The sequence below is a fragment of the Jonquetella anthropi DSM 22815 genome, assembly GCF_000237805.1.
Taxonomy (GTDB): Bacteria; Synergistota; Synergistia; order Synergistales; family Dethiosulfovibrionaceae; genus Jonquetella; species Jonquetella anthropi.
In genome coordinates, this window is sequence record NZ_CM001376.1 from 1,653,760 (window position 1) to 1,675,934 (window position 22,175).

The following is a 22,175-nucleotide window of genomic DNA, read 5'->3' on the forward strand; positions in this document are numbered from 1 at the left end:
CATTTCATTTTGAAAAAAGCGACGTTTCGTCTTCGGTTTCCAACCTCTACTTTTTCGGCAGATCAGCAATAAAATCCCTTCACGGCGCAGTTCTGCAACACAGGGTACGCGCTATCTTGTTTAGATGGATAAAGAACCGTGAACGACGGGAATTTTCGCCTGACGTTGATCATATTGCGATAATACTTTTGGGGCGTATCGGGGTACTTGTATCTTGCTTATGAATTTCTTGATCGACCGCTTTTGTCCTTTTGCTCGCTCAGTTTTCTCCTCATTTTATCGAGCAAATTCGCGCGGCCTTCCCTGCTAGAAGAGGTCAAGGTCTCAAATGGTACGGCTTTCTTTCTGGCATAAGATGGGACGCAAAGGACGAAGGACACACAGAACCACCTGATGGAGGGCTTTTTTTCGTTTTTCGTTTTTCGTTTTTCGTTTTTCGTTTTTCGTTTTTCGTTGTCGCAGCCCCTTTCAAGCCGGCAACTTTTATACCGCTGTCACGCCCGCCAGCCACTGCGGCCCAAACAACATGAAGCGTCAGAACGACCTGCGCCCCGCCTTCGGGTGAACGCCTCTTCAACACAGCGCGACATTTAGCCGGTTCCTTCCAGCCCGCCGATTCTTCTTGATCATCTCAGCGCTACGACGCGCGGTTCTTTAGAGCGTCCTTCCAATTCGACCTTATACACAACAACGGGCGTCCCTTGCGGACGCCCGTTGTTGCGCTCTCAGCGCACCGCGACTGACGCACCTGTTAATTTGAAGAATCAAAAGCAACAAACAGGTGGTTCACCTCACCCCCCGGCCAAAGACTTTCTCCGCCGCTCAAATGAGGTGATTTATAGATTAGGCAAGACAACGCCTAAAACTTTTTCACCAAGGGCCTTCCAGGGGACTGGTTCTTCGTTGAACCCCTTTGCGTTATTCCCAAAAACAAAAATAACGTTCTCCGCAAGGCCTATTCTTATATTAAAAGAGGCTAAACGATTAGACTTTTATTAACCTTTTGCAGTTCTCTTTATTGTTGGGGCGCGCCGCCCTCTCCTCTACTCCTCAGCGGGCGCTTTGCGCCAAAGGGGGCCACCCAATGCAGGGGCCTCAACTAACAGGCGATTCCACTCGTAGGAGCCCGTCGCTTCCGTGACCGACAGGACGCGCGAGAGCGGCACAAACAGACGTATCTTGACCGTCTCACCGTATTCCCGTTCGGCCTCCTGCCCGGGACCTTCCAGCCCGTGGCGGCGCAGCAATCCAGCTAAGGCCGTTTGTCGTTCGTAGTCCGTGACGAGGGTAACTTGGCGACCAGCCAGGAAAAACTCCTTTTGGGCGTGACCTATGGCCTCCGACGCCGCGAAGCTGTAGGCTTCAATGAGACCGCGCGGGCCGAGCTTAACGCCGCCAAAGTAACGGGTCACAATAACGACGGCGTCCCACAGGTCAAGCCGGCACAACTCACCTAGAATTGGACGTCCGGCTGTTCCTGCCGGCTCGCCGTCGTCACTGGATGCTTCGGACCGTCTGCCAATTGGCTCTGTTCGCCAAGCCCAGCAGTTGTGCGTTGCGTTCCTCTGCTCCGCCTTGACTTCCTCAACCGCCCGCTGCGCCGCTTCAACCGAAGAGGCAGGGTAAACGGCGGCTATAAACTCGGACCGGCGCACCTTGTATACCGCTTTTCCACCGGATACGAGCCGGCAAAACGAGTCGGTCATTCCCAGTACTTTTTCAAAAGTTCCCAGCTCTCGGCAAGCTTCAGCGGGACCACGCTCGTGCCGCTCAGAACCTGCATGAAGTTGCTGTCCCCAGCCCAGCGCGGCACCAAGTGACAGTGCAGGTGACCGGCGACGCCAGCCCCGGCGGAGGCGCCAAGGTTGATGCCGACGTTCATTCCCTGCGGGTGAAACGCCCGGCAGAGGCACCCCCGCGCCCGACAGACCAGCTCCATCAATTCGGTTCTCTCGCCTTCCCTCAGGTCGCAGATGTCCGAGACGTGCCGGAACGGCAGAACCATTAAATGCCCTGTGGCGTAGGGATACGCGTTCAACATGACGTAGCAGTTCGTTCCTCGGAATAGGACCAATCTCTCACGATCGGAGCCGGCAGCGCAAAACGGACAGCCGTCGCCTTTTGGACCTGTGATGTACTGATACCGCCATGGGGCCATCATCGTTTCCATTTTTTCGTATCTTCCTTTCCGCCGGGAGAGCGTTTTCCCAGCTCAAAGATTAACCGGCGTATCTCTCTGAAGCCGAGACCTAGGGCAGCGAAAGTGCCGACCACAAGCGAAAGGCCAAGCGCCCAAGAAGGATACCCTCGGCTGACCAGCTCCCGCCCGATTAGAAGTGCCGCGCCCATCGTCCCTGCGACGGTAAAAGCGATGGAAATTACTCGGCTGAATACCGTCAGATCGACGAGTTTCATTCCCCGTCAGCCGATTCGTCCTGAACGGCGGCTAAATCTTTTTGAGCGGCGCTGTCTTTTATCCTGTCGACGTTTGCTTCCAACAGGGCGCAAACGATCTTGACCTGTAAGCGGGTCAGCCCGCTCAGAGTGAATGAGTTGTCCTCATCAAGCCCAGAAATGCTGCACTTGACGCCTAGATCTCGAGCCAGACGCGCCGCTGAGCGAGGACGCCAGCATCTGGCTTTACGCTGAGGGGGCATTCCCTGCTGCAGGCAGAGCCTGCGCACCCGATTTTCTACCTGACGGACCGACCAGTTCAGCCTGACGCACTCCGAAAGCACCCGCTTGATGGCCTCTTCGCTTTCTAAGCCAAGCAAGGCGCGCGCGTGACCTTCGGTGATCGCCTCCCCAGCTAAGGCATCGGCAACCGGCTGCGGCAATGACAGCAACCTCATTTTGTTGGACACAGCCGAGCGGCTCCAGCCGAGCCGCTTTGAAAGTTCGTCCTGCGTCAGCCCAAATTTTTCCGTCAGTTCCCGAAGCGCCGACGCCAGTTCCAACGGTTTCAGGTCTTCGCGCTGAAGGTTTTCTACTAACGCCATTTCCCTCGTCCGCCGGTCGTCGGCCTCGACAAACCGAACCGGAACCGTCAGCAGGCCAGCCAATTTCGCGGCCCGGTAACGTCTTTCTCCGGCGACAATAATCGCCCCGTCGTTCAGCCGACGGGCCAGAATCGGCTGAAGAAGTCCGTGTGCTTTTATCGAACTGGCCAACTCTTTCAGCGCTTCGTCGTCAAAGTGGCGGCGCGGCTGTTCAGGATTGGGGCGAAGGTTCTCCATTGGGTATTCAGGCGCGTAGTCTCCTTGTGCCTCCGGTTTCGTTTCGGCCATCGGCGCTTTCAAAAGGTCAGACAGTCCGCGTCCCAACCTTTTACTTCCTACTTGAGCCATTTATCTTCCACCTCCTGAGCCAATTGACGGTACGCCTCAGCGCCTCGACTTGACGAAGCATATATTCCAACTGGCTGGCCAAAGCTCGGCGCTTCGGCAAGGGCAACGTTTCTGGGGATGACCGTGTTCAGTACGGCAGACCCGAAAACCTCCCGTATTTGCCCTGCCACCTCGTCGGCCAACCGCGTGCGCTGGTCATACATCGTCAAAAGAATGCCGTCAATCTTCAGCTCTGGGTTCAGGTTGAGCCGCACCGTCTGAATTGTTCGATCGAGCAGTGTCAGCCCTTCCATGGCGTAATACTCACACTGAATCGGCACGAGAATCACCGAAGCCGCCGTCATCGCGTTGACGGTCAACAGGCCAAGCGCGGGGGGGCAGTCCACAAGGGCGGCATCGTAGTCGGTCCAGACACCCTGAAGGCACCGTAAAAGCCTATTTTCTCTGCTCATCAGCGGCGCTAGGTCGAGCTCAGCGCCGGCCAAAGAGACTCCCGACGGAAGAAGGTCCGGCCCCCAAGCGGTCGAAACGATCGCCTCGCGGGCGGGCACTCCGTCCACAAGGCACTCGTACATGGTCGGTCCCGGTTCTTTTCCCCAGCCTAACCCGCTGGAGCAGTTGCCCTGCGGATCCGAGTCAACTGTTAAGATTCGATACCCAAGGCGCGACAGCTCAGCGGACAGGTTGACGACCGTCGTCGTTTTCCCAACGCCGCCTTTTTGATTAATCACCGTTATGACCTTCATGCGTTCTTCCACCATCCGATCTTTTCCGCCCGACCAGGACGTCTTGGGTATTTTTTATCGATCGCGGCCACCTTGTCCCAGCGAAGAATTACCCTTGCCGACTCGCCAAGCTGGTATGGCAAAGCTCGCGGCTCGCTCAGACCTAAAGCGGACCACTTTCCTTGGACCGGCAGGACTTCCTCTTCCCACGCCGGCCCCTTCATCGCCAGTAGACAGCCGCCTTGTCGAACAAGCGGCGACAGGTACTCGGCCAGAACGGGAGCTTCACACACCGCTCGGGCGACCGCGCAGTCCCATTCCTCTCGGCGTGCCGCGGCGAGCTCTTCAGACCTAGCTGAAATGACAGAGACGTTCTCCAGCTCTAGAGCCTCGACGATTTTCCCCAGCTGAACGGCCTTTTTCTTTTGGCTGTCCAGCAAGGTCACGTGCGACTTCGGGAAACAAACAGCCAGAACAACACCAGGAAGACCTCCGCCGGTTCCAACGTCGATGATTTTTTCTGTCCCTTCGACAGCGCTTGCAAGATACAAACAATCGGTCACGTGTTCCTGCCAAAGCACGGTCGGATCTGATGAGCCGGTCAACCTGACCCGCCCGTTCGCCTGACACAATTGGGAGAGGTACTCTTTGAGCATGCTTTCCTGCGCTGCGGTTATGTTTAACCGGTTAAGTTCTGTCACCAACTCTTCACCTCCATTATTTTGTATCTTACCACGACTTCCGAACCGTACCTGAATGTTTCACGTGAAACATTCGCTGTGTGTCTAAAGTAACTACTCGAAGAACAGCCGTCATTCCGCGATTAAGTGCTACTTTTGGCCTCAAAACCACGTAAAATGTCGTCCTGCACGTCACTTGCTTCGTCCTTGAGTACCAGATTCGGACATTACGCCTTTCAGATTCACTGCTTTATCATGTCCGCTAACTGTCATTATCAAATCTGGCACTTTGACAAGTTCGGCAAAACGTCTCACGCCCTCAGAACAGTTGTGAGGGAAAATATCCTGACATCGGCGGCTTTGCCTGTTGACAGCCGTTCCGATGGGGATAGACTCTTTCTTTTCAATCCCTGCTTGACACTGTAAAATATTTTGCCTTCTGCCGTTTTTTTGAGGGGGCTTGATTCAGAACGCCGTGAGGGGCGTCTGGGGGGAATTGCATGTCGATGTTGGATATTATTGGACCGGTGATGGTAGGACCTTCGTCCAGCCACACCGCCGGGGCTGTTCGATTGGGACTTCTAGCCCGCCAAACTTGGGCAAAACCGATAACGAGCGCCGACCTTTACCTTCGCGGTTCGTTTGCCGCAACGTATTGGGGACACGGCACCGATCGTGGGCTGCTGGCTGGGTTGATGGGACTTCAGCCGGATGACCCACAGATCGTCAACGCCTTTCAGCTGGCTGACGAGCGCGGACTTGAGTACCACTTTTACACCGAGGACGACCCGGGAGGGCACCCCAACACCGCCCGTTTTGTGTTGACGAACGGGCAGTCTGTCATGGAACTCATCGGGTGCAGCGTCGGCGGCGGAATGGTTCTGCTCACGTCCATCAACGGGTTCGACGTAGCAATAGACGGCATGAGCACAACACTGGTCGTTCCTCACCGAGATCAGCCCGGAATTATTTCAGCCCTTTCCAGCGAAATGACCCACCGAGGCATTAACATCGCTTCGATGCGCCTGAGCAGAAAATTCCGGGGCGATCAGGCCGTCGCGGTGATGGAAGTCGACAGCCCAGTCGACGAGCCATTGCGGAAAGTTCTCGAAGCGTCACTTCCTGAGGACTGCCGCGTGTTGGTGATTCAGCCGCTAGTCAGCGGAGGTGCGGCATGAACAGCTTAAAAGACCTCATCGATACGGCTGAAAGGACCGGCCAAACCCTTCCGCAGGTGATGTTGGACTGCGACGCCCATGACAGCGGGGTCGACCAAGAAGTTATCCGGGAGTCGATGGCCCGCCGGCTCGACGTGATGAGGGAGAGCGCCAAGGACGCGTTGGTCACCCCATACCGTCCCAAAGTCGCCGCCAACGACGTGCCAAAGCTGCTGGCTCACCGACCGGGACTGACCAGTGAGTTTACTTGGAGAGCCTGCACCATTGCGATGGGGATGAACACCTGCAACGCCTCGATGGGCCGAATTGTCGCAGCGCCGACGGCTGGAAGCTGTGGGATCCTGCCTGGCATGATCTTAGCGTTTGAGGAGCAGCGCACCCCATACGAAGGACGAACCGTTCTGGACGCGCTGATCGTATCTGCCGGCATCGGCGAGGTGATTGCGGCTCGGGCGTCGCTTGCTGGCGCGGAGGGTGGCTGTCAGGCTGAATGCGGCAGCGCGGCGGCGATGGGAGCGGCGGCACTGGTTTACCTTTCTGGAGGAACTCCGGGCGCCTGCGGCCAAGCCGTGGCCATAACGATTAAGTCGATTACCGGCCTGGTCTGTGACCCGTTGGCAGGGCTGGTCGAGATTCCTTGCATCAAGCGAAACGGCATGCTGGTGTCACTAGGCATTTTAGCGGCCGAACTTGCTTTGGCGGGCGTTGAGTCGTTCATTCCAGTTGACGAGATGATTGACGTGATGGGCAAGGTGGGACGCGCTCTGCCGCCCAGCCTCCGAGAAACGGCCTGCGGCGGTTTGGCCGTCTCGCCGACGGCGCGGCAAGTGACCGCCCAGCTGTTGGAAACTCAGAAGACAATTCACTGATTGATTTTCAGGAGACCTTAAATAACAACGTTTAAGAAGCTCGCCTTACACAAGCAGCCCGCGGATATTATCCGCGGGCTGCTTTTTTTCGCTAGAAGTCCTGCTTCTTATTCTGAGAGCGTGACTCGAAACGGCTTGTAGATGGTCTTAATCTGCGCTGAGAACCTTTTAGATTCTCTTCGGCCTCATCGAGGCAAGGCTTTTGTCGTCCGTCTAATATTCCCTTCCTACAATATCGACAGAACCGTCTTGCCGATGCCAGTCGCGCTGACCCAGCAGGTCCCTTGTGGTAGGGGAGCGCCCGTTCAGCGAACGTCTTCGCGCTCCTCGGTGGCATAAGCCGAAAAGATTTACTCGTGGATACATTATCATCGCCGATTCGTTACGAAAGGGCTTCGCCCCTATGAAGAGAAAAACCGTTTCTTCGTCTCTGCACTTCTTTTTTTCTTTGACGCTGGGCGGTCGCCTCTGCCGCCTTTTCGATGGTGGAGACTTCCGTTTAAGGTTCCTCTTGATTGTCTGAGCCGGCGACATTCAGTATACGTCAATATTTATCAACACATTTCAACTTCCACAGGACTGTTTTTTATGGGGCTTTAATCAAAAAGCCTCTAGCGGAGAGGGGAGTGCTGAGACATTTGCTAAATGTTCTCGTCCCTCTCGGAGATTCTTAAACTGAAACGACTTGCTGCTGAGCACATTGATCAACGCGGTGTCGCTCGCGGAAGAATTTCGCTCTCATCAGGCAACGGCTCATTTCTTAGCCGTCAACGTTCCTTGTCCTCTTGTATCGGTTCGTCCAATTGTTTCGTTTGATCGTTGTTAATCGTCCCCCCGTCGTTCGAAAGGCCCCTCATGATACGGGGCCAGCGGTCTTTCTCCCTTCGGCCTATATTTTTGTCTGCAGCGCCGACTCATCAAAACCCTTTTGCCAACCCACGCGCCTTGCTCGCCCCCCTCGATAGGGGGGAGGAGCGCTCGCCCAACAAACGGTTTCGCGCTTTCTTGGAGCTTTTAAGTTGAAACAGCTTGCCGCTGTCCGCGTTGTCTGCTTCCAGCCTAGCTATTCCAAATCCTCTTGGGCTGAACTGACCGCCGTGACAGGAAATCAGTCGTCGAAGGTTTAAAAAAGCGTCTGCCTCTCTTCCGGGGTTTTAATTAGTCAATATATATCAGTATATTTCAACTCTTTTATCATGTCGTTTTCGTTCTCAGGCCATGAAAAAAGCCGTCGGAAAATATCCGGCGGCTTTTCTTTATTCTTTATTTTAAAAAGAGATTACTCGTGAAACAGGCTTTCTTCTCCTGTAGCGCAGGGAATAACCCAGATAGCGACCCCATCCTGAAGAGGAAGCTTGATCGGGTCGCTGCCGTCGATCAGGGAGAAGCACAGCTCTTCATCGTCAGAGCAGCGAACGAGCCCGGCGCCCACGACGATGCCAAGCCGGCGAAGCTCTTCGCGGCGTTCAGCCGGGGCGGCAATCGCCTGGACTTCGCAGTTGAGCGACGGTGGGATCATCGCCAGAGGGACGGTCAATTTCTGGGGCTGCTTCAAGGCCTCGTCCAGCCGGTCAAGCCACGGCGACTTCTTGCGGCGCTCTTCGGCCATGAATTCGACGAACGCGCTCACCCGCTGGTCCGCGAGCGGCGTCAGCTCGTGTTCCACCGCGCAGGCCATTTTCTCGGCCACGTCCGACGGCAGGTCGAGCATCCGCTCGAAAAGCGCTTTCATCTGCTGGTGGCGCCGAAACGTCACGAGGGCCAGGCCTAGCCCTTTGCGGGTCAGGGCAATTTTCCCGTACCGCTCGTGAAGCATCAGGTTCTCTTCCGTCATGCGCTGGACGGCGACGGTTACCGTCGCTTTGCGAAGCCCGAGCCGTGATGCCAGTTCGGTAATCGACGGCAGCTGCCCTTCCATTTCAATTTCAAAAATGGTCTCTAAGTAGTCTTCGGTGCGCGATGTAACCACGCCTATCCCTCCCTGCAACGGCATTCGGTTTCGTACGGCATCGAATGCAGCATATCACCGTAACGATTTATTATATCGTATTTCCCCGCAAAAAATTATACCGGTTCCAGCCATTACAATCAGAGGATCCCGCCCTTTTCTCTTTAAAAATTCATTAAAACAAACGACTTTCCATGCTTTTTGAGTTCGTATAATGAACCCAGTTTATTTCACACACTGTCGTTTGAGGAGGATCTTTTTATGCGTTTTAATCGCGTGTTCTTGGCTGCAATAACAGTTGCCGCCACAGCAGGCATTGCCTTTGCGGCTTCCGCAGACAACGATGCCAAGATTCTTGCTAAAGTCGGCCCGGTAACTATCACCGAACGGGATATGAACATGGCGATAGCCGCATACCCTGCCCAGCAGAGAGCTTACATCGAGACCCCGCAGGGACGCGCCGCCCTGCTGGACGAGTTGGTGAACTTCAACCTGCTCGCCCTGTCCGGCAAAGAACAGAACCTTCAGGACACCCAGGCGTTCAAGGACGCCATGCAGCTTCACGAGCGTCAGGTCCTCGCCAACCTCGCCGGCGAGAAGGCCATTGCCGGCAGCGGCGACAATATCAGCGACGCGGAAATCAAGCAGTACTACGACGCGCATCAGGATTCGTTCTTCGTGCCCGAGTCAATTCGGGCGAGCCACATTCTCATTTCAGTCCCCAAGGGCGCTTCTGATAAAGAGGTGGCCGAAGCTAAGGACAAGGCGATGGATATTATTAAAAAGATAAAGAGCGGCTCTTTGGAGTTCAGCAAAGCGGCTCAGGATATGTCATCCTGCCCGTCAAAAGTCCAGGGCGGGGATTTAGGGTTTTTCTCCAAGGGACAGATGGTTCCGGCGTTTGAAAAAGCCGCTTTCGCCCTCAAGCCCGGCGAAATGACGTCCGAGCCGGTTCGCACCGATTTTGGTTTCCACATCATCAAGGTGACTGACGCCCATCCGGCCAAGACGATGCCGCTTGACGACGTCAAGGCGAGCATTAAATCGACCCTGTCCAGCCAGGCAAAGCTCGCGGCGTTCCAGAAGGCGATCGCCGAACTGCGGCAGAAGTACCCGGTCGAAATTCTTGATGAGAGCCTGAAAACTCCGGCTCCTGCCTCATCAACTTCTGCTCCTGCACCGACGTCCGAGCCTGTTCCGGCTGACGCGAAAAAGTAAATCCGACACATTTAAACGGCCCCTTCCGAAGTTCGGAAGGGGCCGTTTTTTCTCGCAAAAGCGTTGATTTTCTCTCAGCTTTCATTATCGAGCCCTCAGTTTTCCGACACCGCACCGCTGGCTTTCTCAATCAGCGTGACAGCCTCGGCTATTTGAGGCCCCGACAAGGAGCTGATGGACAACCTGACCGCGTTTACCGGCCCGTCGGACGAAAAGAGCTGCCCGGGCGCGATCGCCAGTCCGAGGGAAAAACACCGTTCTGCCAGCTCGCGGCCGTCGGTCTCCGGCGTCGAAAGCCAGAGGTAAATTCCTCCCTGCGGCCGGTTGGACGACCACGGACGCGTCAGACGCTTCAGGTTTTCCCACAGCGTTCTCATTCGGCTGGCCGTTTCAACTCTCACACAGCTTAACGCCCTCTCTAGGCCGCCGCCGTCGATCAGTTTTTCCAGCCACAGCTGAAGCGGCGAGGACGCAGGGCCGGAACGGAGCAACAGCCCGTTTTCAAAGGACTTGTGGAGCGTTTTGGGCGCTAGGCAATACCCGAGCCGCAGTCCCGGACAAAGGGCTTGACTGAACGAGCTCAGGTACACCAGCCGGTCTCCGTCGGACGCAATGGCGCGGAAGGCCGGGACGGCGTCAGGGCCGTACCGCAGTTCGCCGTACGCGTCGTCTTCCAAAATCCAAAAACCTTGACGACGCGAGGCCTCTAAAACGGCCTTCCTCTCGGCCAGCTCGATGGTTTGGCCGGTCGGGTTGGAAAAGCTCGGGTTCAGGTACAGGGCGTCTGCCGGGCCGAGGGCCGCCAGTTCGGTCAGGTCGTCGGAAGGAAGGCGGGAAATTCCAAAACCCTCGGCCTCGCCGCAGAGAGGAGCGCCGGGCCAGCAGAGTTTTGGCACGGTCAAATGACGGACGCCGCGCTCTTTGAGCGCCATGAGAGCAAGTGACAGGCCCTGCCTGCCGCCGGAAGTCAGGAAAATATGGGACCACTGAGCGGCGATTCCCCGGGCGGCGCTGTGCCGGACAAGTAGCCGCCGAAGCGATTCCCAGCCTGCCACCGGCGAAGCGACAAACGCCCGATGGTCTGAGAACAGCGCGTCTGCCGCGCTGGAAAGAATTTTGGCCGGAACCATCAGCCCTTCCGGCCGGTCGTCGTCCATGTGCAGGAGAGCGCCCCACTCCTGTCGGTCCCGCGCCTGCCGGCCCGAGGCGACGAAAAAACCGCTCCGCCCCCGGGCGGTTACAAGCCCCCGACTGACCAGTTCAGACAGCGCGTCCACCGCCGTCTGCCGGCTCACGCCCAAGTCGGCAGAAATGCTTCGGCTGGACGGCAGCCGCTCGCTCGGGCCGAGAGCGCCGCAGCGAATGAGATCAGACAGTCTGTCGGCAAGTTGAACGTACAGTGCCGTCGGCGCAGACCGGTCAAGAGCCAACTCGATCATGTTTTCACCGCCTCAAAAAACGGCGCGGCGGCCGCATCAAGCCGTCGCGCCGTCCGTATGATGATCCTCTTTACCCCAGCCGAATCCCGGTCATCTCTGCGACGGTTCGATCTGTGGCGCACAGGTCGTTCGGCCCTAGGTCGATCAAACTGGCGTGACCGGTGACCCGGGCGAACGTCCGAAGCTCGGTCAGCAGGCAAGCGAAGAAGTTCTCCACCCGTTTGGCAGCCGCTGGCACGTCAAGCCGCCGCCGCAGCTCGGCGTCCTGAGTCCCCACGCCCATCGGGCACTTGCCGGAGCCGCATATCCGATACTGGGCACAGCCTAAGGCAATGAGCGGGGCAGTCGCCATGGCGACCGCGTCGGCCCCTAGGGCGATGGCCTTGGCCACGTCGGCAGAAATCCGAAGTCCGCCTGTGATGACCAGCTGAACGCCGCTTCCCTTTTGGTCGAGAAAACGCCGGGCCCGGCAGAGGGCTGATATGGTGGGCACCGTAGTGGCCTCGCGCAGGATCAGCGGGCTCGAACCAGTCGCGCCGCCTCTGCCGTCGATCGTGATGAAATCCGGCTCGGCGGCCAAGCAGAACGCCAAGTCATTTTCCACGTGTCCGGCGGCAATTTTGATGCCGATCGGACGGCCTTTCGACCGCCGACGAAGGCTCGAAACCAAGTCCTTCATATCCGACGGCGAGTTGATATCCCGGTAGCGGGAAGGGCTCAAAATATCCTGCCCAACCGGCTTGTTTCGGATACGGGCGATCTCTTCGGTGACCTTGGCGCCGGGAAGGTGGCCGCCCATGCCGGGCTTTGTCCCCTGACCGACCTTTATCTCCACCGCGTCGGCGGCTTGGAGGTTCTCGTCGTTAACGCTGTACTGGTTGGGAATGTACTCGAAAATATACTTCGCGGCAGCTGCCCGTTCTTCCGGCAGAATGCCTCCTTCGCCGCTGCAGGTCGCCGTCCCGACGGCTGAGGCACCGAGGGCAAGGGCAACCTTCGCTTCTTTGGAAAGGGCTCCGAACGACATGTGAGAGACGTAGACCGGTCCGGACAGCTCAAGCGGCCGGGCCGCGTTCGGGCCGATAACCGTTTCGATCCGCACGTCCGCACCGTCGTCCAACGGCATAGGATCCAGCTGAGCGCCCGGCAAGACGAGCCCATCCCAGTTGGGAATAGGCATCAGCGTTCCCATGGCGCCCGAAAGAGGACGGCCTGTCAGGGCCATTTCCTGAATCTCCGACATGTATCGAATCTTCGGGTCCGTCTTGGTGAACTCGGCCGGATAGGCCAAGTCCCCGCCGGATGTTCTTTCCGGCTTGGGCTGAGCTTCCGGTTCGGAGTCCTGCTCAAACTGCGAGATCGGACAGCCGCACAGCGGACACTCTTTCAAAGAAGACAGAGGAGCGCCCTCCGCTTCTTCGTCGTACCGGTAGCCGCACATCGGACACACGTACACGGACACAGTGCACCATCTCCAGATGGGCCGAGCCGCCTCCAGAAACGGCTCAGTTCGCTATTTTTCTTTTTCGCACAGCTCGCGAAGTTTGCGCCGCAGCACCTTGCCAAGGGCGTTGACGGGGAGTTCGGAAAGGAACTCAATTTTTCGCGGGACTTTGAAGTGGGGGAGCCGCTGCCGGCACCACTCAATCAGCTCTGACGAGGAAACGGAAGCGCCGTCCGCCAAAACGACAAACCCCCGAACAACCTCTCCGCTGACCGACTGTCTGTGTCCCACAACGGCCGCCTGCCGGACGGCCGGATGGGACGCCAAAGCCGCTTCGACTTCCTGCGGGTAAACGCTGAATCCGCCCACGATAATCAGGTCGCTAACCCGCTCAAGAATGGTTATCGTGCCGTCCGGGTCGATCCGAACTTGGTCGTCGGTCCCGAACCATCCGTCTTTAAAGCGCAGCGCCGTGTTTTCCGGATCCCTGAAGTAATGAGTCGTAATGGACGGCCCGCGGACCCACAGCTCGCCCTCGTTCCCTTGCGCCGGCTTGCCGTCAAGCCCCTGCAGCTTATATTCCACGCCGGGCAGGAACGTGCCGACCGTGCCGGTGCGGTGCTCACGGCCGAGCGCCGTCACTGCGAGGACGGGGGACGACTCGGTCACGCCGTACCCCTCCACGAGCCGAGCGCCGGAAAAAACCTCTCGGGCGCGAAGCTCCAAGTTGGTCGCCAGCCGATCGCCGCCGCTGATCACGAGCCGCATGTCAGGCAGAGACGTTCTCGCCTTCAGGAGCGTTCCAACGAGGAAGTGAAGCATCGTCGGCACCATGACCGACAAGTTGGCGTGGGACGCCTGAGCCGCTTCGACCACCGCAGAGACGGGAAGAAACGACCGAACCATGGCCTGCTTAATCCCAGCAACGAGGGGCAGCCACCCGCTCACCACGCATCCCAGCGCGTGAAAGTTGGGCAGAACGTTCAGCATGACCATGTCGTCCGTCAGCTCAATGGCATGCTGCACCGCCGATTCAATGTTTGAACGAAGGTTCCCGTGAGTCAGGGGAACGCCCTTCGGAACGCCGGTCGTCCCGGAGGTGAAAAAGATGACCGCCGTCTCCGGGTCGTCTTGCTGGGTAGCCCGCACCTTGACCGATGAAAGTTCCCCTTCGGGAGAAACGTTCGCGCAGGGCTGTCCCCAGCTCTCCATATCAGCTTTGTGAGGGAGCGTCTCAGGGCCAAGCACCGCCAAAGACGCGTCGGCACGGCGAACCACCGATTCAATCGCCCCGATGCCGGCCGCCGTGTTAACCGGAACGATCGTCCCGCCGAGCCGCCAACAGGCCAGCGAAAGGGCATGGAACTCCGGACAGACGGGAAGCAGAGCTAAAAGCCGCTGCCCAGTGCCAAATCCGGCTTCACGAAGGGAGCATTCCATCGTCTCACTGGCGCGAAAAAGCCAGTCGCTGGAACGCCATTGTCCCTGATACCACATCTGAGATCGCGGGGACGCCCACGCCTCAGAAATAAGTTCTTCCAGTCGTTTCCCGTTCATCGTTCATTCTCCCCCTGAACCTTCTGACCAAATTCAATTTCAGCATTTTCATCCTGCATATATCGCTAAAAGTCTACCACAAGCGTTCTCTTTCTCCTCATCAATCTTCCGAAGAAAAATAACTTCCCGCTGAGGAAACGCCTCAGTTCTACAGTTTTACGGACGGTCCGGCCAATTTTTCGCCAATCGAGCCGCCGAAGGAAATATACGCGCCGAAAAAGCTCCCATCGGGCCTGGCAGCGGTTCCCGTGCTAAAATAGAAAATAATAAGGGGAGATTCTGCCCTCTTCTTGGCAAACGGAGGTTTTTACATGATCGAAACGCCAGATAATCTCGGCCGGGTAACGGTTCATCCGCTGGTCGAGGAAATTAAGCACAGCTATCTCGACTACGCCATGAGCGTCATCGTCGGGCGAGCTCTGCCGGACGCCAGAGACGGGCTCAAGCCGGTTCAGCGCCGTATTCTGTACGCCATGATGGGGCTGGGCATCAAGCATAATCAGCCGTACAAAAAGTCGGCCCGCGTCGTCGGCGAGACGATGGGTAAATACCATCCCCACGGCGACAGCGCCATCTACGAGACGATGGTTCGTCTTGCCCAAGAGTGGAGCATGCGCTACCCGCTGGTGGACGGCCAAGGAAACTTCGGGTCCATCGACGGCGACAGCGCCGCGGCCATGCGGTACACCGAAGCCCGCTTCGCCGAGACCGGCGAGCTGATGTTAGCCGACATCGACGAGGACACGGTCGACTGGGGCCCGAACTTCGACGAGTCGTTGAAAGAACCTTTGACGCTCCCGTCGGCCCTGCCAAACCTGCTCATCAACGGCAGCACCGGCATCGCCGTCGGCATGGCCACCAACATGGCCCCTCACAACTTAGGCGAGGTGGTCGACGCTCTCAGGCTGCTGATCCGCCGGCCTGACGCCGAGCTCGACGATCTGATGAGCTGTCTGCCCGGCCCGGATTTCCCCACCGGCGGTATCATCATGGGCCGAGAGGGAATTTTAGACGCCTACCGCACCGGCCGCGGAAAGATCATCCTGCGGGGCAAATGCCACGTCGAGCAGAAGTCCCGGAGCAAAACGAACGTGGTCATCACCGAGATCCCTTACATGATCAACAAGACGACTCTCATTGAGAGCATCGTCAAGGGCGTGCAGGGAAAACAGATCGACGGCGTTTCGGATATCCGAGACGAGTCGGACCGCAAGGGCCTTCGTCTGGTCGTTGAGCTGACAAGAGAGGCTGACGCCGAGCTGGTTCAGCGGCAGCTGTACAGCCGCACGTCCCTCCAGAGCACCTTCGGCATCATCAACTTGGCGCTGGTGGACAACAAGCCGGTGGAGCTGAACTTAAAACAGCTCCTTGAAACGTTCTTAAACTATCGGCGCTCGGTGGTCAGACGGCGCACCCAGTTCCGTCTCGACAAGGCCGAGGCGCGCCGTCACATCGTCGAAGGGCTCTGCAAGGCGCTGGACGTCATCGATCAGGTGATCGCCATCATTCGGGGAGCTCAGACCGCCGACGACGCGAAAGCCGGACTGATCGGCGAGCTGGCCTTCACCGACCTGCAGGCACAGGCTATTTTGGACATGCGGCTGCAGCGCCTGACCGGCTTGGAGCGGGAAAAGCTTCTGGCCGAGCTGGCCCAGCTGCTGGCCGACATCGAACGATACCGCTCAATTCTCGACAACCCGTCGGTTCTCGACGGCGTCATCAACGACGAACTGGGCGAGCTGCGCCGCAAGTTCGCCGACGAGCGCCGAACGGAGCTGAGCGCGGCTCTGCCAACGGAAGGCGACTCGCTGGAAGACCTGCTGCCAGAGGAAGACATTCTGGTCACCCTGTCGAAGGACGGCTTCCTGCGCCGCTCGCCGCTGGAGAACTACAACCTTCAGAACCGGGGCGGAAAAGGTCGGCTGGGCGCCGTCCTCAAGGACGACGACGAGGTCGGCCAGATGGCCGTCACGTCCACTCACAGCGATATTTTCCTGTTCACGTCCCGCGGGCGGGTTTTCGCCATTCGGGGGCACATGATTCCTGAGACAAAGACCGGCAAAGGACGCGCCGTCAGCAAATTCGTCTCCCTGACCGACGACGAACGCGTCGTGGCCATGCGCGGTACCCTTGAGGAGACCGCCACGTCCCACCTGCTTTTCATCACAAAGCGGGGCATCGGCAAGCGCATGGACGCTGAAGAACTGGAGAACCTGACCCGAGCCGGCCGGCGGGTTTTGTCCCTCGACGACGGCGACGAAATCGCCGCGATCATCGACACGGACGGCAATTCAAAGGTCCTTTTAGTTACGTCTAAGGCCAAAGCCGCCCACGTCGACGAGAGCGAGTTCCGGCCCATGGGACGGGCGGCCCGGGGCGTGAAGGCCATGAAGCTGGCGCCGGACGACCGGATTATCGCCGCTTGGACCGTGGCACCGGATGAAAACTTGCTCCTAGTGAGTGAAACGGGTATCGGCAAGCGCACGAAGCCGGAGGAGTTCCCGATTCACCACCGAGGCAGCGGCGGTGTTCAGGCCATGCACCTAGGAGCGCGTACCGGCCGGTTGGCCGCTGCGGTCGGCGTGGCTTCGTCCGACGAGGTCGGACTGATGACCGAAAAGGGACGGATGATCCGCCTTTCCGCGTCGGATATCCCGCTGCTGAGCCGGACGGCCACCGGCTCGATCGTCCTTCGCCTGAACGACGGCGACCTCTTGGCAAGCGTTAGCGTCATCCCGGCGCCGATGGCTCCGGAGTCCCTGACGGACGCCGACCCTCGGCAGTTAACCCTGCCGGTCGACGAGCCGGAAACGGAGGCCTAGCGTGCTGGCCCCCCAAGGACGGCGGCCTCTTCTCGTTTGGCTGGCCCTGTCAGCCGTCGGGCTGTTTTGTTTTCCGCCGGCGCTCTTTTTAACTCTGCCGGTCACGTTGCTGGTCGGCTGGTTCTACCGGGATCCGGAACGCAAAACGCCAGACAACCCGCGGGCGTTCGTCGCGCCGGCAGACGGCCGAGTGACTGAGATCGTCCGCACGTCTCACCCGTACTGCGGCCCAGCGGTCAAGATCGGCATTTTCATGAACGCGCTGAACGTTCACGTCAACCGAATGGCCTGCGCCGGCACGGTGGAGTACTTGGACTACATTCCGGGGCGCAAGTGGGTCGCCTCGGCCCCGAAGGCGTCGCTTGAAAACGAACGGTTTTTCCTGGGGTACCAAACGGCCCACGGCCGGGTGCTCCAGTGCCAGATCGCCGGGCTGGTTGCCCGACGGATCGCCTGCAGTGTCAAAAAGGGCGACTCGTTTGCCGCCGGACAGCGGTACGGAATGATCCTGCTGGGATCAAAGGTCGACGTCTACCTGCCCTTGAACGCGGTTTTGTCCGTGAGCGTCGGGGCGCGAACAGTCGCCGGAGAAACGGTGATTGCGGAGGTGAAGAAATGAAACTTCTTGCCCGCCGAAGACTTCGGGAAATACCCATCCGAAGCAATATTCCCAACATGATTACCAGCGGCAACCTGCTGTGCGGCATGTTGGCCATGGTGCTGACCCTTCGGGGACACTACGTTACCGCCGCCTGGATGATCCCTATGGCTGTGGCGTTCGACTTCTGCGACGGCATGGTCGCCCGGGCCATGGGACTGAGCAGCGATTTTGGCGTGGAGTTTGACAGCTTGGGCGACGTGGTCAGCTTCGGCGTCGCGCCGGCGCTTCTGATCTACACGGTGTACCTGAAGAACCTTCCCGACGTGGTCGGCACGATCGTGGCGCTTTACTTTACCCTGTGCGGCGCGCTCCGGCTCGCTCGGTTCAACGTGGTGCACTGTCCCGGGCCGTTTCAAGGCCTTCCGATCCCTGCGGCTGGAATCTTCATGGTGTCGTGGGTGATGGCTGGGCTGCACGTGCCGCCGGCGCTGATCGCCGGGCTGTCTGTCCTGTCCGGCACCCTGATGATTTCATCCGTCCCGTACGGGAACCTGAAAAGCCTGAAACGGAACTCTATTCACTTCCAGAAGATCGCCTCTCTGCTCGTCTTCGTCCTCGTGACGGTCGCCCTTTTAAAAAGCGTCACGTTCCTTATCCTGTCGGGAATTTATTTGGCCAGCGGGCTGTTGAGCTTCAATTGGAGCGATTGGCTGAGCACTGACCGAGCCCAACAGAAAGACCGGGACGAAAAGTCATGAGGTGGAAATCCGTCGACCTGGCCGGCTCATACGGCGACCGAATTACCCGCCTGTCCGTCGGCGTGGTGAACAGACCGCGCCGCGCCGTTGTGTTGTTTCACGGCGTTCACAGCTGGGCTCAGCCCCTTCCTGGCAATAAATACGCCTCTCTTGGCGGGATGCTGGCCGAGCGCGGGGTTTTGCCGGTGCTCGTCGAGTCAAGCCGGTCGTGCCGCGACCGGCTCAGCTGGGGAAGCGACCTGATGGGCTGGATTAAAGCCGCGTTTGGCGGTAAGACGTTCGAGCAGGAGTTCTCCGACGCCTCCGCTGCCGTGTCGGCCGTCGCTTCGGCCTATCCGCGCCTGCCGCTTACCTTGTGGGGGTTCTCCCTCGGCGGCTTGATCGCCCTGCTGGCGGCTGGCGGCTACGGCTCGTCAGAGCGGGTACCCGTCGACGGGTTAATCGTTTCAGGCAGCGGCGATCAGCTCCGGCCGGAGTGCCGCGACGCCCTCGCCCTGCCGATTCTCCGCGACCTGCCCGACCGAAGCTTCCTCGAAAAGGCCGCACGCAACGCCCGGCCGGCGTGGTTTCGCTCGTTTTACGGCTCCCTGGACGCCTCGTTCGACCAGCCGTCGTGCCGCAGGCTCTATGAGGGCGTCGTCTGCGACGATAAAAAGTGGTTCGTCGTCGATGGAGCGGATCACTCGTTTCGGACGCTGAACGGCTCGCCCAGCAGGCTGCCGCTCCAGATCATGGTTCGGGAACTCCGGGAGGTCCTCTTGAGCACTAAAAACTGACCGCCAGGATGAAAACCGCCAAAAAGACGCCCAGAAAAAGGACCGGCGCAAACGGCCAGACTTGACCGTGGCGGACTTTCCCCGTCAGAAGGCCGATTCCCGCCGCGAGGCCGGCGACAAAACACCCAATTCCCAGCGCCGTCAGTCCCCAACGAAGCCCCAGCGCCGCGCCGACCGACATAACAAGCAGGACATCTCCCCAGCCGATCAATGCCAGAAAGGCAAAAGGAGCCAAACAGGCGCCGGGAATCAGTCCGAGCAATCCGTCAAAGGCCGTCCCGCTGAGAGTGCGGACTGCCGCGGCGCATAGGGCGAGAAGAACCGTCGGCCCGTCGCTCACGGTCAGGCTCTCGAAGTCCTGTTTAGCCTGACAGGCGCAGACGAGCAGACAGCACCCCCAGAGGAACCGCTCCTGCCAGCCGGGCCACAGAATCCACAATCCGGCTGCAGCGCAGGCCAACAGAGCAGCGAAAAGCGCGCAGAAAACGATTTTTCGGTTGACCGCGCTCGAAATATTTTGTCTCACGAGTTTTCTCCTTTCTCCAGCGCGTTGTTTCGGACGAACTAACAATTTTTATTAAAGGAGGCCTTTCCATGACCGTTCGTAAGATTCTCATCGCCGTCGATTTAAGCGCTCTCGCGTCAGACGTGATTCGTTATGGGTGCCGGATTGCCACAAGCCTTAAAGCAAAGGTAAAAGTGATCCACGCCGTCCCGAACGTCGCCACGTGGAAGGGATACGAGCCGTCTCTGCCAGCCAGTTTGGAAGAGGAAATGACCCAGACCGCCAAGACAAAGCTTCAAGGCTACATCGACGACGCGAAAGCCGCGGAGCCGGACGTCACGGACTGCATTGAAGACGTGGCCGTTTTGGCCGGCAACCCCACGTTGATGATCTGCACCACCGCGTCGGACGAGAAATTCGACATGATCGTTGTCGGGTACCGGGGCCACTCGGCGCTTGAACGTCTGCTGGTCGGATCCACCGCTTCCAACGTCATCCGCTACGCCTCCACTTCAGTCCTGCTGTACCGTCCGGACGAGACAGAAGAACCGGCGAAAAGCTGAACGTCTCTCAGAGCTCCTGAGAATCTGATATGATTTTAAGCGGAAAAATTATCGCCGCCCACGAGGGGATTTTGGCAAAGGAGAGGATACAGTGAAACTGGACGTGGTAGATCATATCGGCGTGGCAGTTCCCAACATCGACGAGGCGCTCAAGTTCTGGGAAGCCGTGTTGGGCGTCAAGTGCACTGGGGTGGAAGAGGTGGCCGACCAGAAGGTAAAAACCGCGTTTCTTCCCATTAAGGACACGGAAATTGAACTTCTCGAGCCGACGAGCCCGGACAGCCCGGTCGCCAAGTTCATGGAAAAAGGACGGCCTGGGATTCACCACATGGCCATTCGGGTGGAAAACGTCGAAAAAGCCTTGGAGGAGTTAAAAGCCGCAAGCGTCAAGCTGATCGACGAAAAGCCCCGGCGGGGTGCCGGCGGTGCGCTGATCGCGTTCCTTCATCCCAAATCCACCGGCGGCGTCCTGCTGGAGCTGTGTCAAAGAGGAAACTGCTAGTCTCCGCACAAAAAATCGGCCCTTCAGACTTATCTGAAGGGCCGATTTTTTTATCGCTTTAACTTCGCCGCGCAACGGCCGATGATCTCCAAAGCCTGATCGACCTCTTCGGCAGTCGTGAAGTACCCAGGACTCAGCCTCAGGCCGCCGGCCGGAAACGTCCCCAACGTCCTGTGCCCCCACGGCGAGCAGTGAAGCCCCGGACGAGTTTCAATTCCGTGCTCGGAGAGCTCGGCAGCCAACTCGGCGTTGTCCACCCCGTCGAAGTTCACCAAGAACACCGAGACGCGGCCTTCCATTCCCTGCCGGCCGTATAGGTGAACCCCAGGAAGGGACAGGAGCCCGTCGAGCATCCGTTCACCCACGGCCCTCTCTTGGGCCGCAATTTTTTGAACCGTCTCGGACTGGATCCACTTGACCGCCGCGTTCAGTCCAGCGATGCCCGGCAGATTCAGCGTCCCGGACTCAAACTTATCCGGCATGACCGACGGCTGGACCTCTTGGTCGGAAAAGCTGCCTGTCCCGCCGCGAATCATCGGACGGCAGCGCTGTGCGATGTCGCCCCTCCAAATAATCCCGCCGATACCCTGAGGGCCCAAAAGGCCCTTATGGCCGGTAAAGCAAAGAGCTGCCAACCCTAATTCCGTCGCGTCAAGCGCTATGTGCCCGGCAGTCTGAGCCGTGTCGGCTACCAAGTCGATTCCCCTCTGCCGGCAAATCTCAGCGGCGCCCTTCAAGTCTTGAACAGTACCGCAGATGTTGCTGGCGTGGCTCATCACGACCAAGTCGGTTTTCTTCTTATCCAATTCCTTCTTCAGGTCGTCCAAGTCAAGCCGACCTTCAGAGTCGCATTCAACGACGTCCACGTGAACGCCCTTCTCTCGAAGGGAACAGAGCGGACGAATCACCGCGTTGTGTTCCATCGACGTGGTAACGACCCGGCAACCCGGCTCCAACAAGCCGTTCAGGACCGTATTCAGCGACTCGGTGATGTTCGCCGTGAACGTCACTAACGTCGGCAGCCGATGTGAGTGGCCGTTAAAGAACGATGCCAGCGTTTCCCGACACTCCAACACAGACGACGCCGTCTTCATGTCCCGAAACGACGCGCTCCCTCTCCCTAAATTTGCCCCGCCCAACGATATGAACTGAGAAATTGCCTCGCAGACTTCTTTCGGCTTCGGCCAACTCGTCGCGCCGTTGTTCAGGTATATCCCCACGATGCATCACGACCTTTAATTCA

General features: G+C 58.5%; 21 protein-coding genes. 9 read left to right on the plus strand and 12 right to left on the minus strand.

Annotated features, from left to right (window positions below; translation table 11 throughout):
* Positions 1-1,043: 1,043 nt before the first annotated feature.
* From JONANDRAFT_RS07765 to rsmG, 6 genes are read right to left on the minus strand one after another with little or no spacing between them, the layout of a single operon-like run.
* Complete coding sequence (locus tag JONANDRAFT_RS07765; RefSeq protein WP_008523460.1) at positions 1,044-1,706, minus strand: IMPACT family protein; 663 nt, start codon at positions 1,704-1,706, stop codon at positions 1,044-1,046.
* Positions 1,703-2,170 carry an HIT family protein gene (locus tag JONANDRAFT_RS07770; RefSeq protein ID WP_008523461.1) on the minus strand — a complete coding sequence of 156 codons (468 nt, stop codon included), beginning with the start codon at positions 2,168-2,170 and terminating at the stop codon, positions 1,703-1,705. Before JONANDRAFT_RS07770 ends, JONANDRAFT_RS07765 begins: the two co-directional genes overlap by 4 nt.
* Positions 2,158-2,415: a hypothetical protein gene (locus JONANDRAFT_RS08115; RefSeq protein WP_008519825.1), complete on the minus strand. Its 258-nt coding sequence runs from the start codon at positions 2,413-2,415 to the stop codon at positions 2,158-2,160. The genes JONANDRAFT_RS07770 and JONANDRAFT_RS08115 overlap by 13 nt, the downstream gene beginning before the upstream one ends.
* Positions 2,412-3,347: a ParB/RepB/Spo0J family partition protein gene (locus tag JONANDRAFT_RS07775; protein WP_008519828.1), complete on the minus strand. Its 936-nt coding sequence runs from the start codon at positions 3,345-3,347 to the stop codon at positions 2,412-2,414. Before JONANDRAFT_RS07775 ends, JONANDRAFT_RS08115 begins: the two co-directional genes overlap by 4 nt.
* Complete coding sequence (locus JONANDRAFT_RS07780) at positions 3,335-4,108, minus strand: ParA family protein (RefSeq protein WP_008519830.1); 774 nt, start codon at positions 4,106-4,108, stop codon at positions 3,335-3,337. The genes JONANDRAFT_RS07775 and JONANDRAFT_RS07780 overlap by 13 nt, the downstream gene beginning before the upstream one ends.
* Entirely contained in the window at positions 4,090-4,773 is a 684-nt protein-coding gene (gene rsmG / locus JONANDRAFT_RS07785) for a 16S rRNA (guanine(527)-N(7))-methyltransferase RsmG (protein ID WP_008523462.1), read from the minus strand. The genes JONANDRAFT_RS07780 and rsmG overlap by 19 nt, the downstream gene beginning before the upstream one ends.
* Before the next feature lie 485 nt (positions 4,774-5,258).
* Here rsmG and sdaAB point away from each other — a divergent pair, with 485 nt between their 5' ends.
* Together sdaAB and sdaAA are read left to right on the plus strand one after the other, a co-directional pair.
* On the plus strand, positions 5,259-5,930 hold the full coding sequence (gene sdaAB, locus JONANDRAFT_RS07790; protein WP_233417402.1) for an L-serine ammonia-lyase, iron-sulfur-dependent subunit beta: 672 nt from the start codon (positions 5,259-5,261) through the stop codon (positions 5,928-5,930).
* Positions 5,927-6,799: an L-serine ammonia-lyase, iron-sulfur-dependent, subunit alpha gene (gene sdaAA, locus JONANDRAFT_RS07795; protein WP_008519836.1), complete on the plus strand. Its 873-nt coding sequence runs from the start codon at positions 5,927-5,929 to the stop codon at positions 6,797-6,799. Before sdaAB ends, sdaAA begins: the two co-directional genes overlap by 4 nt.
* A gap of 1,279 nt (positions 6,800-8,078) precedes the next feature.
* Here the strand turns inward: sdaAA and JONANDRAFT_RS07800 are convergent.
* On the minus strand, positions 8,079-8,768 hold the full coding sequence (locus JONANDRAFT_RS07800; RefSeq protein WP_008523464.1) for a metal-dependent transcriptional regulator: 690 nt from the start codon (positions 8,766-8,768) through the stop codon (positions 8,079-8,081).
* 240 nt (positions 8,769-9,008) lie between these two features.
* On the opposite strand from JONANDRAFT_RS07800, the gene JONANDRAFT_RS08430 reads away from it, so the two are divergent.
* Positions 9,009-9,965, plus strand: a complete 957-nt coding sequence (locus tag JONANDRAFT_RS08430) for a peptidylprolyl isomerase (protein ID WP_008519843.1) — start codon at positions 9,009-9,011, stop codon at positions 9,963-9,965.
* A gap of 95 nt (positions 9,966-10,060) precedes the next feature.
* Here the strand turns inward: JONANDRAFT_RS08430 and JONANDRAFT_RS07810 are convergent, their stop codons facing one another.
* The 3 genes from JONANDRAFT_RS07810 to JONANDRAFT_RS07820 form a co-directional block, all read right to left on the minus strand.
* Positions 10,061-11,404, minus strand: a complete 1,344-nt coding sequence (locus tag JONANDRAFT_RS07810) for an aminotransferase-like domain-containing protein (RefSeq protein WP_008523466.1) — start codon at positions 11,402-11,404, stop codon at positions 10,061-10,063.
* A gap of 70 nt (positions 11,405-11,474) precedes the next feature.
* A complete protein-coding gene (locus JONANDRAFT_RS07815; protein ID WP_008523468.1) occupies positions 11,475-12,866 on the minus strand; it encodes a glutamate synthase-related protein in 1,392 nt (463 codons plus the stop codon).
* A gap of 51 nt (positions 12,867-12,917) precedes the next feature.
* Positions 12,918-14,405: an AMP-binding protein gene (locus JONANDRAFT_RS07820; RefSeq protein ID WP_008519849.1), complete on the minus strand. Its 1,488-nt coding sequence runs from the start codon at positions 14,403-14,405 to the stop codon at positions 12,918-12,920.
* 311 nt (positions 14,406-14,716) lie between these two features.
* Between JONANDRAFT_RS07820 and gyrA the strand changes: the two genes are divergently transcribed.
* The 4 genes from gyrA to JONANDRAFT_RS07840 are packed head-to-tail and all read left to right on the plus strand — an operon-like array spanning position 14,717 to position 19,362.
* Positions 14,717-17,227, plus strand: a complete 2,511-nt coding sequence (gyrA, locus tag JONANDRAFT_RS07825; RefSeq protein ID WP_008519851.1) for a DNA gyrase subunit A — start codon at positions 14,717-14,719, stop codon at positions 17,225-17,227.
* Between the two features lies 1 nt (position 17,228).
* The gene (locus tag JONANDRAFT_RS07830; RefSeq protein ID WP_008519853.1) at positions 17,229-17,846 is read left to right on the plus strand and encodes a phosphatidylserine decarboxylase; all 618 of its coding nucleotides are present in this window, start codon (positions 17,229-17,231) and stop codon (positions 17,844-17,846) included.
* Positions 17,843-18,586, plus strand: a complete 744-nt coding sequence (gene pssA / locus JONANDRAFT_RS07835; RefSeq protein WP_008519855.1) for a CDP-diacylglycerol--serine O-phosphatidyltransferase — start codon at positions 17,843-17,845, stop codon at positions 18,584-18,586. Before JONANDRAFT_RS07830 ends, pssA begins: the two co-directional genes overlap by 4 nt.
* Entirely contained in the window at positions 18,583-19,362 is a 780-nt protein-coding gene (locus JONANDRAFT_RS07840) for an alpha/beta hydrolase (RefSeq protein ID WP_008523470.1), read from the plus strand. The genes pssA and JONANDRAFT_RS07840 overlap by 4 nt, the downstream gene beginning before the upstream one ends.
* On the opposite strand, the gene JONANDRAFT_RS07845 is transcribed toward JONANDRAFT_RS07840, so the two are convergent.
* Positions 19,352-19,888, minus strand: coding sequence for a hypothetical protein (locus tag JONANDRAFT_RS07845; RefSeq protein ID WP_008523471.1), 537 nt, complete (start codon positions 19,886-19,888; stop codon positions 19,352-19,354). The genes JONANDRAFT_RS07840 and JONANDRAFT_RS07845 overlap by 11 nt on opposite strands.
* 68 nt (positions 19,889-19,956) lie before the next feature.
* Between JONANDRAFT_RS07845 and JONANDRAFT_RS07850 the strand changes: the two genes are divergently transcribed.
* Both JONANDRAFT_RS07850 and mce read left to right on the plus strand, forming a co-directional pair.
* Positions 19,957-20,430, plus strand: coding sequence for a universal stress protein (locus tag JONANDRAFT_RS07850; RefSeq protein WP_008519860.1), 474 nt, complete (start codon positions 19,957-19,959; stop codon positions 20,428-20,430).
* 91 nt (positions 20,431-20,521) lie between these two features.
* Positions 20,522-20,932 carry a methylmalonyl-CoA epimerase gene (gene mce, locus JONANDRAFT_RS07855; protein ID WP_008523472.1) on the plus strand — a complete coding sequence of 137 codons (411 nt, stop codon included), beginning with the start codon at positions 20,522-20,524 and terminating at the stop codon, positions 20,930-20,932.
* Positions 20,933-20,982: 50 nt separating this feature from the next.
* On the opposite strand, the gene JONANDRAFT_RS07860 is transcribed toward mce, so the two are convergent.
* Positions 20,983-22,152 (minus strand): aminotransferase class V-fold PLP-dependent enzyme, encoded by a 1,170-nt coding sequence (locus JONANDRAFT_RS07860; RefSeq protein ID WP_008523473.1) that lies wholly within the window; start codon positions 22,150-22,152, stop codon positions 20,983-20,985.
* Positions 22,153-22,175 lie beyond the last annotated feature (23 nt).

Bases quoted from the DNA above. Each gene is read 5' to 3' on its own strand.
- gyrA (WP_008519851.1), top strand. From the start codon at position 14,717: ATGATCGAAACGCCAGATAATCTCGGCCGGGTAACGGTTCATCCGCTG.
- JONANDRAFT_RS08430 (WP_008519843.1), top strand. From the start codon at position 9,009: ATGCGTTTTAATCGCGTGTTCTTGGCTGCAATAACAGTTGCCGCCACA.
- sdaAB (WP_233417402.1), top strand. From the start codon at position 5,259: ATGTTGGATATTATTGGACCGGTGATGGTAGGACCTTCGTCCAGCCAC.
- JONANDRAFT_RS08115 (WP_008519825.1), bottom strand. From the start codon at position 2,415: ATGAAACTCGTCGATCTGACGGTATTCAGCCGAGTAATTTCCATCGCT.
- JONANDRAFT_RS07780 (WP_008519830.1), bottom strand. From the start codon at position 4,108: ATGGTGGAAGAACGCATGAAGGTCATAACGGTGATTAATCAAAAAGGC.
- JONANDRAFT_RS07850 (WP_008519860.1), top strand. From the start codon at position 19,957: ATGACCGTTCGTAAGATTCTCATCGCCGTCGATTTAAGCGCTCTCGCG.
- pssA (WP_008519855.1), top strand. From the start codon at position 17,843: ATGAAACTTCTTGCCCGCCGAAGACTTCGGGAAATACCCATCCGAAGC.
- JONANDRAFT_RS07820 (WP_008519849.1), bottom strand. From the start codon at position 14,405: ATGAACGGGAAACGACTGGAAGAACTTATTTCTGAGGCGTGGGCGTCC.
- sdaAA (WP_008519836.1), top strand. From the start codon at position 5,927: ATGAACAGCTTAAAAGACCTCATCGATACGGCTGAAAGGACCGGCCAA.
- JONANDRAFT_RS07840 (WP_008523470.1), top strand. From the start codon at position 18,583: ATGAGGTGGAAATCCGTCGACCTGGCCGGCTCATACGGCGACCGAATT.
- JONANDRAFT_RS07770 (WP_008523461.1), bottom strand. From the start codon at position 2,170: ATGGAAACGATGATGGCCCCATGGCGGTATCAGTACATCACAGGTCCA.
- JONANDRAFT_RS07810 (WP_008523466.1), bottom strand. From the start codon at position 11,404: ATGATCGAGTTGGCTCTTGACCGGTCTGCGCCGACGGCACTGTACGTT.
- JONANDRAFT_RS07775 (WP_008519828.1), bottom strand. From the start codon at position 3,347: ATGGCTCAAGTAGGAAGTAAAAGGTTGGGACGCGGACTGTCTGACCTT.
- JONANDRAFT_RS07765 (WP_008523460.1), bottom strand. From the start codon at position 1,706: ATGACCGACTCGTTTTGCCGGCTCGTATCCGGTGGAAAAGCGGTATAC.